At 44.7% G+C, this 14600-nt stretch carries 15 protein-coding genes; 9 read left to right on the top strand and 6 right to left on the bottom strand.

Going from position 1 to position 14600, the window contains the following annotated elements; genetic code table 11:
• Positions 1-31 precede the first annotated feature (31 nt).
• Positions 32-1069, top strand: coding sequence for an LLM class flavin-dependent oxidoreductase (locus tag NV379_RS09495; protein WP_258207046.1), 1038 nt, complete (start codon positions 32-34; stop codon positions 1067-1069).
• A 69-nt stretch (positions 1070-1138) separates the two neighbouring features.
• Here NV379_RS09495 and NV379_RS09490 read toward each other — a convergent pair whose 3' ends face one another.
• From NV379_RS09490 to NV379_RS09475, 4 genes are all read right to left on the bottom strand, one after another.
• On the bottom strand, positions 1139-2101 hold the full coding sequence (locus NV379_RS09490; protein WP_258207045.1) for a bile acid:sodium symporter family protein: 963 nt from the start codon (positions 2099-2101) through the stop codon (positions 1139-1141).
• A gap of 164 nt (positions 2102-2265) precedes the next feature.
• Positions 2266-3792, bottom strand: coding sequence for a tripartite tricarboxylate transporter permease (locus NV379_RS09485; RefSeq protein WP_258207044.1), 1527 nt, complete (start codon positions 3790-3792; stop codon positions 2266-2268).
• Positions 3793-3809: 17 nt separating this feature from the next.
• Positions 3810-4265 carry a tripartite tricarboxylate transporter TctB family protein gene (locus NV379_RS09480; protein WP_258207043.1) on the bottom strand — a complete coding sequence of 152 codons (456 nt, stop codon included), beginning with the start codon at positions 4263-4265 and terminating at the stop codon, positions 3810-3812.
• Between the two features lie 59 nt (positions 4266-4324).
• Positions 4325-5341, bottom strand: coding sequence for a Bug family tripartite tricarboxylate transporter substrate binding protein (locus NV379_RS09475; RefSeq protein ID WP_258207042.1), 1017 nt, complete (start codon positions 5339-5341; stop codon positions 4325-4327).
• 270 nt (positions 5342-5611) lie between these two features.
• Here NV379_RS09475 and NV379_RS09470 point away from each other — a divergent pair, with 270 nt between their 5' ends.
• The 8 genes from NV379_RS09470 to NV379_RS09435 all read left to right on the top strand — a co-directional run bounded on the left by NV379_RS09470 (position 5612) and on the right by NV379_RS09435 (position 12609).
• Positions 5612-7237: an ATP-binding protein gene (locus NV379_RS09470; protein ID WP_258207041.1), complete on the top strand. Its 1626-nt coding sequence runs from the start codon at positions 5612-5614 to the stop codon at positions 7235-7237.
• Complete coding sequence (locus NV379_RS09465) at positions 7209-7895, top strand: response regulator (RefSeq protein ID WP_258207040.1); 687 nt, start codon at positions 7209-7211, stop codon at positions 7893-7895. The genes NV379_RS09470 and NV379_RS09465 overlap by 29 nt, the downstream gene beginning before the upstream one ends.
• 18 nt (positions 7896-7913) lie before the next feature.
• Positions 7914-8600, top strand: coding sequence for a YdeI/OmpD-associated family protein (locus NV379_RS09460; RefSeq protein ID WP_258207039.1), 687 nt, complete (start codon positions 7914-7916; stop codon positions 8598-8600).
• Between the two features lie 60 nt (positions 8601-8660).
• The gene (locus NV379_RS09455) at positions 8661-9170 is read left to right on the top strand and encodes a tetratricopeptide repeat protein (protein ID WP_258207038.1); all 510 of its coding nucleotides are present in this window, start codon (positions 8661-8663) and stop codon (positions 9168-9170) included.
• A 114-nt stretch (positions 9171-9284) separates the two neighbouring features.
• On the top strand, positions 9285-9977 hold the full coding sequence (locus NV379_RS09450; protein ID WP_258207037.1) for a response regulator transcription factor: 693 nt from the start codon (positions 9285-9287) through the stop codon (positions 9975-9977).
• Complete coding sequence (locus NV379_RS09445) at positions 9970-11061, top strand: sensor histidine kinase (RefSeq protein ID WP_258207036.1); 1092 nt, start codon at positions 9970-9972, stop codon at positions 11059-11061. Before NV379_RS09450 ends, NV379_RS09445 begins: the two co-directional genes overlap by 8 nt.
• 80 nt (positions 11062-11141) lie before the next feature.
• Complete coding sequence (locus NV379_RS09440; RefSeq protein ID WP_258207035.1) at positions 11142-12008, top strand: D-alanyl-D-alanine carboxypeptidase family protein; 867 nt, start codon at positions 11142-11144, stop codon at positions 12006-12008.
• 40 nt (positions 12009-12048) lie between these two features.
• Positions 12049-12609 (top strand): VanZ family protein, encoded by a 561-nt coding sequence (locus tag NV379_RS09435; RefSeq protein WP_258207034.1) that lies wholly within the window; start codon positions 12049-12051, stop codon positions 12607-12609.
• Positions 12610-12825: 216 nt separating this feature from the next.
• Here the strand turns inward: NV379_RS09435 and NV379_RS09430 are convergent, their stop codons facing one another.
• Both NV379_RS09430 and NV379_RS09425 read right to left on the bottom strand, forming a co-directional pair.
• Positions 12826-13584 carry an SDR family NAD(P)-dependent oxidoreductase gene (locus NV379_RS09430; protein ID WP_258207033.1) on the bottom strand — a complete coding sequence of 253 codons (759 nt, stop codon included), beginning with the start codon at positions 13582-13584 and terminating at the stop codon, positions 12826-12828.
• On the bottom strand, positions 13584-14561 hold the full coding sequence (locus NV379_RS09425; RefSeq protein WP_258207032.1) for a helix-turn-helix transcriptional regulator: 978 nt from the start codon (positions 14559-14561) through the stop codon (positions 13584-13586). Before NV379_RS09425 ends, NV379_RS09430 begins: the two co-directional genes overlap by 1 nt.
• Positions 14562-14600 lie beyond the last annotated feature (39 nt).

The raw sequence follows: 14600 nt of genomic DNA, 5'->3' as shown, positions 1-14600 counted from the left end.
CAAACGAGATAAGCAGCAGGAGGGACTGGATGTGGAAATAGGGATAAGTTCTTTCGTAGAGACGACACCAGACGTGGAAACGGGTAAGACGATTAGTCACGCAGAGCGATTACGTGAAGTGGTTGAGGAGATCGTACTCGCGGAGCGGGTTGGGCTTGATGTATATGGAGTTGGTGAGCATCATCGGGCTGATTATGCGGCATCTTCGCCAGCAGTCGTACTTGCAGCAGCAGCGGCTCTTACAACGAAAATTAGACTGACAAGTGCCGTGACGATTTTATCTGCGCTTGATCCTGTAAGGGTGTTTCAAGATTTTGCGACTCTAGATGGGTTATCGAATGGGCGCGCAGAGATTATGGCAGGACGGGGGACGTTTATTGAGTCGTTTCCGCTGTTCGGATATGATCTCAAAGATTATGATGAGTTATTCAATGAACGACTGGACTTATTACTACAAATTCGCGAGTCTGAGAAAATAACTTGGAGCGGTAAACATCGCGCGGCAATTGATAACTTGGGTGTGTACCCAAGACCGATTCAGAACCCTTTGCCGATATGGATCGGCAGTGCGGGGAATAAAGATTCGGCGATTCGTGCAGGTCGATTAGGGCTTCCGCTTGCCCTTGCGATGATTGAGGGTGATCCGCTGCAATTCGCGGAAAATATTCAACTATACAAGCAAGCGGCACAAGAGTCAGGGCATGATGTTACGAAGCTACAGATTGCGGCGCATTCGCATGGATTTATTGCCGATGATACGAAGACAGCGCTTGAGAAGTTTTACCCATCTACATATGCACGTAAAAACATCCGGGCAATCGAGACAGGCAAGCCGCCTTACACGCGGTCGGATTATGATACAGCCTGTCAATTTGAAGGGGCGATGTATGTGGGTGACCCAGAAGTGGTTGCTCAGAAAATCATCCACCTGAATAAACAGCTTGGTATCACGCGCTTCTTCTTGCATGTACCGCTGGCAACGATGCCGCATGCAGATGTGATGCGCGCCATTGAGTTGTTAGGAACAGAAGTGGCGCCACGTGTGCGCGAGGCAGTTGCGAGAGGATAACTTCGTATAAGCAAAAGGGTTGAACAGGTTAGATCCTGTTCAACCCTTATTTATTACCGTTAGTTGGCTTTATGCATGGTGTCCAGCTTGCCTTTTACTTTCGGCTTTTGCATCACGATTGGCGAACCAAGTCGCGAGCAAAGAACCCGAAATGTTATGCCATACACTAAAGATTGCACTTGGAACTGCGGCGACTGGGTTAAAATGTGCAGCAGCGAGTGCTGCGCCAAGCCCAGAGTTTTGCATGCCAGTCTCGAACAAAATCGCTTTGCGTTTGCTGTAATTCATACGGAATAGCTTGGCAAACAAGTAGCCTAAAGCAAAGCCAAGCAGGTTATGCAAGATAACGACTGCGAAGATGAGCAGACCGCTTTCTACGATTTTCGTTTTACTGCCACCAACGACAATAGCTACGATCAGCACAATTGCAATCGTAGATACAAGTGGAAGCGCTTGTGCGCTTGCTTCCGCTTGCTTTTTAAATATTGTTTTTACAATCAATCCGAGAATAATTGGAACAATGACGACCATCAGAATGTCTTTGATCAGTGCGCCGCCATCTATCGGCATCCAGCGTCCAGCAAGCAGACTTATTAATGCCGGTGTAACGAGTGGTGCGATAACGGTGGATACGGAAGCAATGGATACGCCTAGGGCGACATCTCCTTTGGACAGCATCGTCATGACATTGGAAGACGTACCACTTGGACAACAACACACGAGAATAACACCAACCGCGATGTCTGGCGGCAAATCAAGAACAAGCGCCAATACGAACGCGAGTAGCGGCATAATGATAAAGTGTCCGATTACTCCGATCAGCACCTCCATAGGACGACGGAACACTTCTCGGAAGTCAGCCGAGGATAATGTCAGTCCCATACCGAACATGACAATCCCTAAGAATAGTGAAATATACCCTTTGAGCGGAGTGAAGAGTGTTGGCCATAAAAAGCCCATTGCCGCAAATAAAATCACCCATAGAGAGAAGGTCGAACCAACAAACTTGCTAACTTTTGCAACTAGATTCATGTTGAAAACCTCACTTTAGATATAATTTAAGTATTTTACGACAAAATAATTGAATAGTCTATTAATTAATGAAAACAATATTTGACAATTAATAGGACTGGGACAAAAAAGCTGGCATCGACTCTACATCGATGCCAGCTATTCTTATTTCTATTAAAGTGCTATTAACCTTCTTCGTTAATGATAACGCTCTTGCCTTTGCGCTTCATGAGGATCGGTACGATGAGCCATAGAGCAGCAATGATTAGGAATACAAGGGAAAGTGGCTTTTGAACGAAGATCATGAAGTCGCCATTGGATGTTGTGAGTGCACGGCGCATGTTGTTCTCGATCATAGGTCCAAGTACCAGACCTAGAACTAGCGGCGCTAGTGGATAGTCGTTACGAACGAATAGGAATCCAAGAACACCACATGCAAGTAGCAGCATAAGGTCAAAGATTTGAGCTTGAACGGCATACACACCGAAGATCGAGATGGCGACAATAATCGGAATTAAGTATTTAGGCGGCGTTTGGATGACTTTAGCAAACACTTTAACGAGCGGCATGTTGAGAATAAGCAGCAACAAGTTACCAATCAACATACTGGCAATAAGTCCCCACGCCACTTGTGGGTGCTCTTCGAATAACAAAGGACCTGGTTGCACGTTATACATGATAAGCGCTCCCATTAGGATTGCTGTTGTACCCGAACCTGGGATACCAAGTGTAAGAAGCGGAATCATTGCGCCGCCCGAAGCCGCATTGTTCGCAGATTCAGGAGCCGCGACCCCTGCAATGTTACCTTTACCGAAGGAACCAGGATTTTTGCTTATTTTCTTCTCCATGAGATAGCTGAAGAAAGAAGCGAGAGTCGCACCAGCACCAGGCAGGATACCGATGAAGAAACCAAGGATCGAGCCACGCGCGATGGGTCCAGCACTATCTTTTAAATCTTTTTTTGTAGGCAGAATGCGTCCGATCTTGGAGATTGCACCAGAGCCGTAATCTTTCTCCAGGATGGTCTTAAATACTTCACCCAGTGCGAATAAGCCAACTGCAACAGTCAAGAATTCAAGTCCAGAGTAAAGGATCGGAATGTCGAATGTGAAACGAGCGACACCAGACACGGTATCCATACCGATTGTTGCAAGTAGTAAACCAAATACAGTCATAATGAGTGCTTTGGTAATTGATTTGCCTGCTAGTCCACTCACGGCACACAGTCCAAGCAGCATGAGTGAGAAATAATCAGCAGGACCAAACTTGATGGCTACATCTGATAAAGGCTCAGCTAGCACAATGAGTGCAAGTACTGCAAATACGCCGGCTACGAATGATCCAATCGCAGAGATGGATAATGCAGCTCCAGCACGACCTTGTTTAGCCATCTGATAACCATCTAAAGTAGTAACAACCGATGACGATTCTCCAGGTGTATTAAGGAGAATGGAGGTTGTAGATCCACCGTACATGGCTCCATAGTAAACCCCAGCAAGTAGAATGATCGAGCTAGTAGCTGCTGATTCAGGCGGAAGTCCGCCCGTCATTGAAGCTGTAACCGGAATTAATAACGCAACACCACTCATCGGTCCGATACCTGGCAATACACCGACTGCTGTACCAATTAATACCCCGATAAATGCAAAGAGGAGATTATGCCATTGGAAAGCGGTAGCAAAGCCATCCGCTAGAAATTGTAAAGTATTCATTCAAGCACCCCCGATAACTACGATAGCCAGATTGGCAGACCCGGCATGGAGCCTTCCAATAAGACAACAAAGATGACGTACACACCTGCGGAAAATAGACCAGCAATTAAGATGGATTTCAACCAATTGCCGCGTTCTATCGTCTGGAAACTAATAAGCAGGAACACGAACGTACCGATGATATAACCGATATACTCCAAGAAGAAGGCATAGAATAATGCTGCAACGAAAATGATCAGGAATTTCTTGATGTCGAGCTTCTCATCCTTCTTGCTTTCACTTTTCGCTTTTAACACTTCATAGAACAAGCGAATGCTAAAGATAACAAGTAGTGCACCTAAGCCGAATGGAAGAATGTTCGGGCCAACGGTACTGCCGTAAGAAGACGAGCTTATCTCCGTACTCTTCCACATGAAACCAATTCCGAGTAGAAAAAAGATGATGCTTGCATAGCGATCGAAAGTTTTGTTCAAAGTCGCACCCTCCTTGTAAATAAGGAAGGGAGGAAATGAATCCTCCCTTGATTAATTCATTATTTTTGCATGTTAAGTGCTGTTAATAGCTCTTGAACATCTTTTTCTTGTTGTGCTAGGAACGTCTTGAAATCTGCGGAGCCTCTGTACTCGCTCTCCCAGTCGTTCGCAACGAGTTCCTTCTTCCAAGTTTCATTCTCAGAAAGGGACTTTAATGTCGTATCCCAGAACTTCACTTGGTCAGCTGTCATACCTTTAGGGCCGAACACGCCGCGCCAGATCACGAATTGTGAATCCATGCCTTGCTCTTTAAGTGTTGGGATGTCTTTGAAAATACCACCCATACGCTCAGGAGAAGTAACCGCAAGAATACGAATCTTACCGGACTTCAAGTAGCTACCAAGGGAAGAAATGTCCGTACCGATTGCATCTGCATTCTTACCAAGTAGCGCAGCAACTGCCTCGCCGCCGCCATCATAGGACAAGTACTTCACTTTCTTCGGATCAACACCGGATTTAAATGCAGGAAGTACGCTGATCAAATGGTCCATGGAACCAGGTGCAGAACCGCCAGCAAGCGTGATCTTGGATGGGTCAGCTTTAATGTCAGCAACTAAAGATTTCAAATCTTTATATTTGGAATCAGCGGGTACAGCGATTGCGCCATAGTCTTTCGTTAATTGCGCAAGTGGTGTTACATCTTTATAACCTTGCGGGCTGTTACCTTCTTTTTTCAAGTTGTTGATTAGGATGGGTGGTGAGCTTACGAATAATTTGTAAGGGTCATTGCTGTCCTTCGTTACATAATTTGCTAAGAATACCGTACCACCGCCGCCTGGCTTGTTCTCAACTGTCATTGTCTCTTTAATTAGCTTGGATTCACCCAAGACTTTCGTTAAAGATCGAGCTGTTTTGTCCCAACCGCCGCCAGCGCCTGATGGTGCAGTTACGATAAAGGGTTTAGTTGGATAATCGGAGGCAGCAGAACCTCCAGTTTTTGTGCTACAAGCAGTTAGACTCGCCGTCACAAGTGCAGCAGCAACGATCATTGACAATCGTTTAGTAAATGGTTTCATTCACGTATTTCCCCCTTAAAAATGGTTCAGGTATTATTGTCAAATGTGAAAGCGCTTACCCTGATTTTGTTATTTATACTAGCATCTCGATTTTCGGCTGAACAGTATAACGCTATAAGTTGAAAAACGATCATATTATTAATTTTGTTCATATTGTTTACGGGTTTTTTTTGAGCAAAAGTCTATGAGTTACTTTACATTTAGAATACAATTAAGAATAATTCTATTTTAATTTTCTAATAGGAAGTTATTTGCCAAGGGGAGTTATGTATGCGATTACAAACAAAGCTTATTTTGTTAATAGGCAGTCTATTATTCATCATCATTATGGCATTAACGTTTAGCTTTGAGCGCATGCTCGTCAATACGTTAGAGAAGAACATAGGTGCTTCTGCTTTAAAAATTGCGAAGACTGTTGCGCTGATGGATGTCATTGAGGATGCATTCGATGACGCAAACCCATCGGAGGTCATTCAACCGATTGTGGAGCAAATTCGGATAGAGACGGACGCTGAATACATTGTCATTGGTAATCGAGATGGAATTCGTTATGCCCACCCCTTACCTGATCGAATTGGAAAAGAAATGGTCGGTGGTGATAATGATGCAGTGTGGGAAGGGAGATCCATCATCTCCAAAGCAGTAGGTTCGATGGGACCGTCACTACGGGGTAAAGCACCGATTATCGACGAAAGTAATCAGATTATTGGCATTGTTTCTGTCGGGATTCTAGTAGAAGATATTGAACAATCTGCACAGGCCTATCGCAATTGGGTCATCACGATCGCGACGATTGCACTTCTGGTTGGGTGTGGCGGAGCAATTGTAATTGCTAATCGTGTGAAGCGTTCGATTCATGGATTAGAGCCTAAGGAGATTGGCTTGTTATATCAAGAGAAGCGTGCGATCTTAGAGACGATTCACGAAGGGATTATTGCGGTTAATACAGAGGGAACGGTTACGCTTGTGAATCAGACTGCGCTCAAACTTATCGATCCAGAAGAGAGATTAGAGATTACTGGGCGCTATGTAGGCGATGTCATACCGGATTCCCGCTTGCCTGAGGTCATTAAGTCAGGCGAGGCCGAGATGGATCAAGAGATGGTCATTAATGAGAGTATGGTTGTCGTGAACCGTCTACCTATCTACGATCATAAACATCAAGTCGTTGGTGCGGTCTCGAGCTTCCGTAACAAATCGGAGTTGCTTCGTTTAACAGAGGAACTGACTCAAGTGAAGCGCTATACAGAGGCGCTTCGGGCGCAATCACATGAGTATTCCAATAAGCTGTACACGATATATGGATTAATTCAGCTTGAATCCTATCAGGAAGCGATGGATATTATTACACATGAAACCGATATTCATCAGAATCTGATTCATTTCCTCATGCAAGAGATCCCAGATCCGATTATTGGTGGAATCCTCATAGGAAAATTCAATCGTGCTAATGAGTTAAGAGTAAGCCTAGAGATCGATAATCAGAGCAAATTTAGAGATATTCCGGAATCGGTGAGTCGCAATCAGCTGGTGACGATTATGGGTAATTTAATCGACAATGCGATGGAGTCGGTACTTGCAGCAGATAGTGAAGATAAACATGTGAAGGTGCTACTCGGGGATACAGGTGAGGAGCTCATTATCGAAATTGAAGATAATGGCGGTGGAATATCAGATAACGTAATGGATAAATTGTTCGAGGTTGGATTCTCAACGAAACAAGAAAGTGACAAAGAAAATAGAGGATTTGGACTATCCATTGTAAGGCAATCGATCCAACAATTACGTGGTACAATTAGCTTTTGCAATCTCCCACAAGGGGGGGCAGTATTTACTGTTAGGATTCCAAAGTTTAGGGGGGAAAACCATGATACGGGTAGTCATCATAGAGGATGATCTTCGCATTGCGCAAATTAACCGTCGTTTTGTCGAAAAAGTTGGCGGATTTGAGGTAGTCGGTATTGCGACAGATAAGCAGCAAGCACTGGAACATCTGGATATTTTAACACCAGATCTGGTACTGCTTGATTTATATTTTCCTGATACGTTTGGACTTGATTTATTACAATACATTCAGAAGAACAATCCGCATTCCGATGTTATCATCATAACGGCAGCGAAGGAATTTGATACGGTTCGTGAAGCGATTCGCGGTGGTGTTTATGACTTTATGATCAAGCCGGTTGTGTTTGATCGTTTTCAAGAAAAATTGCGGGCTTATCAGAAGTATCATGGACAGATGCAGCGTCTTGGCGGTGCGAATAAACAGGTCGATCAAGAGGGGATTGACCAACTGTTGTGGCGCTCGGGTGAACGCGGCGAGAAGGATAATTATTTACCTAAAGGAATAGACAAAATAACGAGTGAGAAGATCATGGCCTTTATTCAAGACGGGCCAAAAGTCATGACGGCTGAAGAGCTGGGGAAGCAGGCTGGATTTAGTCGCACAACGGCAAGAAGGTATTTGGAGTATTTTGTAGCGAAGGGTGAAATGGTTGCCGATATTTCTTATGGGACAGTCGGACGGCCAGAGCGCGTATACAAGAGAATGTAAACAAGGGGCTGTACATACATGACGAAAACCATCGTAGAAAAGCTGAAATTACATCAATTTTGTCAAGTAGCCGTAATGTATAAACCAGAAGGAAGCGATTATTTAGCAGAATTAAGTGGTTATGATACGCAGCTTCAGCAGGGAACATCGTATGACATGATATTTGCATTTGTGCTGGATATGGAGGCATTGCGGGCTCTTGTGAATGATGTGATTGAGCAGGGATATCTGAATGCGGGAGGTTACCTATTTACCGCTTATCCGAAAAAAGGTAATAAAGTGTACTCAACGTTCATTCATCGCGATGAGCTGTTAGAGGGTCTAGGTAGTGACGAGAATGGTTACGTAGGGACGAGCACGGTTAAGTTCGCACGCATGGTCGGGCTTGATGATGTGTTCACGGTTGTCGGGTTCAAAGAGGATGCGAAGGGCAAGGCAAAGCTGGACAAGCCTTCTTCTACGGCAAGTCAGCGTGTGGATGATTACATTGCAATGATCCCTGATGTGGAGAAAGATTTGTCGAGTCGACCGGATCTGCTGGCATTCTATCAGTCGCTAACACCCGGTTATAAGAAAGATTGGGCGCGATATGTATATAGTGCGAAGCAAGAAGAGACGAGAGAGAACAGACGCGAGGAAATGAAGACGATTCTGAGTGAGGGTTACAAAACTCGTGAGTTGTACCGGAAGGGTCAGATCCAATAGAAGTAGAATACGTAACGTGGAACATTTAATGTGAATGACTATATTGAGGGGGAGATCGGTATGCTGCGTGAGCGTCTAGATCAAGTGATTCAGATGCGCGAAGAGGCAAGAGCGAAGCAAGATCAAGCTTTGCTTGCGGAGGTTCGGGTGATTTTGCAAGAAATGATGATTACTTATCCGGATCAGGCAGAAGTTTACTATCAAGCAGCCGTTGCACATGACAACTCAGGACTTGGCAAAGAGGCAATTTCGTTATATGAACGAGCACTAGAGCTTGGACTTGCAGGTCCAGATCTAGAGCGGGCATTAATGGGCATGGGCAGCACGCTCAGGTACTTGGGTCGCTATGAGCAGGCTGTTGTGACGTTGCGTCGCGGTATGGCAGAGTTCCCTGACAATCGTGCGATTCAGGTGTTCCTTGCAATGTCCTTGTACAATTCACAAGTGTATAAAGAGTCCGTGGAAATCCTAATTTCGAATCTAATGGATTCGACAACGGATGAGAAACTGCATTATTTTAAACGAGGAATTACAGCTTATGCCGAAGATTTAGATGAGACTTGGGAGTAAATAGAAACCAAGAAGCGTATTCGATAACATGAGTCGAGTACGCTTTTTTTATTTTCTAATCCAATTGAAGTACAATGATCACATCATATTGATTCGTACGGAGGGCTTGAGAAGATGAAAAGAACGACGATCCTAATAGCAGATGATGAGAAGGAGATTGCCGATTTAATTGCATTGCATCTTGAAAAAGAGGGCTATCACATCATCCAAGCAGCTGATGGTAAAGAGGCCATCCAAGCGATTCAATCGCATGCGATAGATCTAGCCATCTTGGACATCATGATGCCAAAGCTAGATGGATATGAAGTGACACGGCAGATTCGGGAGACGAATCCGATGCCGATTATATTCGTGAGTGCCAAATCATCGGATATGGATAAGATTACGGGACTTGTGATGGGTGCAGATGATTATATGACGAAACCGTTCAATCCAATGGAGCTGGTGGCACGGGTGAATGCGCAACTTAGGCGCTCGAAACTGCTCAATCAGCCATCTACATCAAATCGCTTAGTCATAGAGACTGCTGGGTTGATCATTGATCCCGAGCAACGGACTGTGGTTGCACTCAATCAATCGGTGGAACTTACGCCGAAGGAGTTCGATATTCTATATCTACTTGCGTCTCATCCGAAGAAGGTGTTTCGTGCAGAGCACATTTTTCAACAAGTATGGGAAGAGGCTTACTACGAGAGCGGCAATACTGTCATGGTGCATATACGTACGCTGCGGAAGAAGCTAGGCGAAGATACGAAGAACAAGTGGATTAAGACGGTGTGGGGAGTGGGGTATACGTTCAATGGATAAGAAGCATGGAAGCTTTCGCTCGAAGATGTTGCTATTATTCGGACTCAGTATGCTGCTTTCTGGCGCTGTTACGTTCCTCCTATACAAAATTTTGCAGTTCTATTATAAAGGGGTGAAGATGGAAAATCCGCTTGCGAAAGTTCGGCGCTTTATCGACTACGTAGGCGATTTTAATTTCTTCCTGCTCGTTTTTATTCCGATTGCCGTTATATTCTTTTACCTACTGACAAGGTCGTACGCGAGTTATTTTGACGAGATATCACGGGGAATTTCACGTCTAGCCAGTGGTGATTTCAATTATCGTGTACAAATTTCAACACATGATGAATTTCAATCCATTGCCGACGACATCAATAGAGCAAGCCAGAAGCTGCAAGCGGCGGTGGAGCGGGGCGATTTTGCAGAGAGTAGTAAGGATCAGTTGATCTTGAACTTGGCCCATGACCTGCGTACACCACTGACATCTGTGCTCGGTTATCTGGATTTTATTCTGCGGGATGCAGAGTTATCGAAAGAGCAAGTGAAACATTACACGACGATTGCCTATACGAAGTCTAGACGGCTGGAGAAGCTCATTGACGAGTTGTTCGAGATTACGCGAATGAATTATGGCAAGCTGACGCTGGATAAGAAGCCTATTGATCTAGGGGAGTTACTTACGCAATTAAACGAAGAGATGTATCCGGTGCTGGAGCAAGCGAACTTAACATCGCGGATGGATGTGGCACCTGATGTGCAGATTGAAGCCGATGGTGAACTGCTTGCGCGTGTATTCGAGAATTTGCTAACGAACGCGATCCGATATGGGAAGGACGGACAATACGTGGATATGCATTGTTCGCGCCAAGAAGATTATGCTGTGGTTCAAGTGGTTAATTATGGAGACTGTATTCCGGAGGACGAGCTGCCCCACCTATTCGAGATGTTCTACACGGGTGATCAAGCACGCACGCAGCAGAGTGGAAGTTCAGGGCTAGGTTTATTCATCGCAAAAAATATCGTCGAGCAGCATCAAGGCACCATTACCGCACAAAGCAGCATGATCCGAACGGTGTTTGAAATTCGACTACCTCTATCGATTTAAGAAAAATTTAAACTTTACACCACTTCTTATTTAAAAAGTTTTCGTTATCCTAAATGCAAGATAAATAGGAGGAACGAAAAATGAAAAAGTGGTATTTGGTTGGAGTTATTGCCTTATTGGTGATTGGCTATGGGGCTGGTAAATATATTATGAAAGTTGTACAAGCGCCGAACGAAATTGAAGGATATAAGGTAGAGGAAGCTTCATCTGGTAATCATGATCAGACAATTAAGGTGGGTCAAGATCAGGTTCACCAAGGCAATTTGCTGTTAGTTAATCGAAAGTATCCTGTGCATGCGAGTGGTGTGGTTGATGATGTGGTGAATTTGGCTCGCAGTAAAGAATTGCTTCAAGGATATGGCTTACTGAACACCAAGATTCAATTATCTAGAGGTGTCGCTGAGAAGTTTATCGACATGATTGGGAAGGCTGCGAAAGATGGGGTCAACCGTTTTCTCATTAGCAGCGGTTATCGGGATGAGGCTGAGCAGACCCAGCTGTATAAGGAAATGGGGGCGGATTACGCGCTGCCAGCTGGTTATAGTGAGCATAACCTCGGGTTATCGCTAGATATCGGCTCTTCTCAAGCGGAGATGAATCGAGCACCAGAAGGAAAGTGGCTGCTAGAGCATGCCTGGACGTATGGGTTTATTCTGCGTTATCCGAAAGATAAGACGGAGATTACAGGCATTCAGTACGAGCCTTGGCATTTTCGCTATGTGGGACTACCGCACAGCATTATTATGAAACAAGAGAATTTAACACTGGAAGAGTACTTGGACTATCTTAAAGAGAAGAAGAAGCTCACGATTACAATTGGTGAGAAGCATTATGATGTCGCTTATTACCCTGTGTCGAAGAAAGATACGAAGATCCCGGTTCCTAGTAAGGGTCAGTACGAAGTATCTGGTAACAACGTGGATGGTGTGATTGTGACGGCATTCTAGAAGATAAGCAGAAGTAGCTAAGCTGATAGGAGATCATAATTTGATTAGATTAGACTCAATTATACTGTTAGCAATTCCTTGGATCATTTATAGAGTGGTAGTGTTAGCTATTCACAATCAATTCTCTTTAAAAAACGAATGGAATAAAGGTCTTTTCTATTTTTCCGTCGTTTTTATTTATTCCTTAACCCTATTTCCGTTCCCGTTAAATGTGTATTCACATATGGAGAGTGGAGCTGCATATCAACTGGTGAACCTGACGCCCTTTGCGACCATAAATAGTCAACTGACTCATTCTAATGAGATGGTTGCATTCAGGAATATCGTTGGGAACATCCTCTTATTTATGCCATTAGGTTTTTCAATTCCACAAAGATTTAATATAAACAAGTTTTGGGCAATCGTATTTTTAGGATTTTTCACTTCACTTTTAGTTGAGGTGATGCAGATATTCACTTTTATACGTTCATTTGATGTGGATGATCTTATGCTAAATACGCTTGGTGCAAGTATAGGGTTTGTTCTGTATCGACTATTTAATAAAGCGGGGCATTCACGGAATAATCCATATAAAAAAGAACCCCGCGCTACCAGTCGGTAACACGGGGTTCTCGCTATTATTTCTGCTCTTGCAGGGCAACCTCTTGTTCAAGTTCAGCTACAAAAGCAGCAATATCCTCTTGAAACAGCATCTTCGGAAAAAATAGGTCCATATCATCGACAATGATTTAATCAGCAGGGTCTGGGTCATGCCTCAGGATTATGAACTCCATTGATCGATTCGTTGTTGTATTTTTCTCTTTTAAAATAGCGATAACTACCCCTCCATCGTTAGCCCACCCGTCACGGGTGTATAAGTTCCGCTCAAGAACAGCGCATCCTCACTTGCAAGAAAAGCAATCACACTCGCCACATCCTCTGGTTCTGCCACACGACCTAGTGGAGTGAAGCTGCCAAGCATCTGCTTTTCTTGCTTCGTTAAGGCAAATGCTTCATCCAAGTGGACGTGCTCGGGTGCAACCACATTAGCTGTAATTCCATGTGGACCGAATTCTTGCGCGATGTACAGCGCGAAGGTGTTCAATCCGCCCTTAGCTGTACCTTGTGCAATCATGTGGGGTGAAGGATCTTTGCCAAGCGTGCTAGATACATACACAATCCTCCCTGACCGTCGTTCAATTAGATGAGGAATTACCGCTTGAGTCGTTAGAAACGCCGTCTGCAATTCATCATTCATTTGTTTGGCAAATAGTTCCCAAGACATCTCCGCAAAAGGCTTCGCCTCTGCATAAGAAGGGGTATGACACACGAGGATATCGATGGAACCGAAGGTTTCTTTTGCCGTGAGAACGAGTTCCTGTACTTGATTCTCTTGAAGTAAATCTGCCTGAACAGCGACTGCTTTGCCGCCTAACGCTTGAATTTCGGCAACGACTGCTTCTGCTGCTTGGCTTGCTGTACGCGCTGAATAATGAACAATAACTTTAGCGCCGCGCTGAGCAAGTAACAGCGCAGATGCGCGTCCTATACCGCTGGAACCGCTTGTTATAATAGCGACTTGACCTTTAAGACTCATCAGGAATCCTTCCTCTCCGTTAATTGACCTGAATCTTGATACAAAGATGCAATTTGCAAGGCAGTCTGTCTAATATCGGCAGCGAGCTTAGTTGGTTTGTGAACAATGACATTCGTTCCATATTGCAGCAAGAAGCCGAGCAGCCATTTGCCATCTGGAAGCGAGGTATGGACGAGCAGGGATCCGTCAGGCAATTTTTCAATCGAGTCATCGTTAAAATGATCGACAGCCGCGACCTTAGCGTCACCTAAGAATTGAAGCGTCAGTTCTGATCTGCCATTATTCGTCCAATGCGGACGCTCCATGCGCTTGTTTAACTCTGCGAGCGAAACATCTCTGCGAATAAACGTATCTGGCATCAACAGTAGATTCTGCACACGAGAGAGTCGGAAGATGCGGTAGTCTTGGCGGGTCAGACAGTAGGCATGGAGATACCAGGAGTAGCCCTTGAGCACAAGTCCAATTGGTTCTACGTGGCGCTCGGTTTCTTCACCTTTCCCATCGGTATAACCGAATTTAATGAGCTTTGTACCCTGAACAGCCGCTTGAAGCGACTCGTACTTGATCTTCTCGGTTTCATTATTCCGCCAAGGTGTGAAGTCCACGAGCACTTGTTCACTCGTGTTTGCTTTCCCTTGTTCAGCTTGGGTGACGAGTGCACCTACTTTATCGAGCAAGCGATCCATATGCGTATGCTCCACTGCCTGCGTGGATTTGAGACCACGCAGGGCAGTGGAGAGTGAGATTAATTCATCAAAAGATAACATCTGTCGATCGAGTCGGAAGCTGTCCATGATCTCATAGCCGCCTTCTGAGCCGGTATACGAAACAATTGGGATGCCCGCCATGTTCAGTGATTCCAAATCCCGATAAATGGTACGCAGTGAAACTTCCATCTTGTCTGCTAACTCCTGTGCTTGCACACGTTTACGGTTTAGAAGCAGGATGGTGATCGCCATCATCCGCTCAAGTTTCATGTCAGTTCCTCCGTTTCAACAACTTATCTACCTATCATA

Origin of the sequence: Paenibacillus radicibacter (assembly GCF_024721995.1) — a bacterium.
In the GTDB taxonomy this organism is placed as follows: Bacteria; Bacillota; Bacilli; order Paenibacillales; family NBRC-103111; genus Paenibacillus_AM; species Paenibacillus_AM radicibacter.
This window is presented reverse-complemented; position numbering and strand designations above follow the sequence as displayed.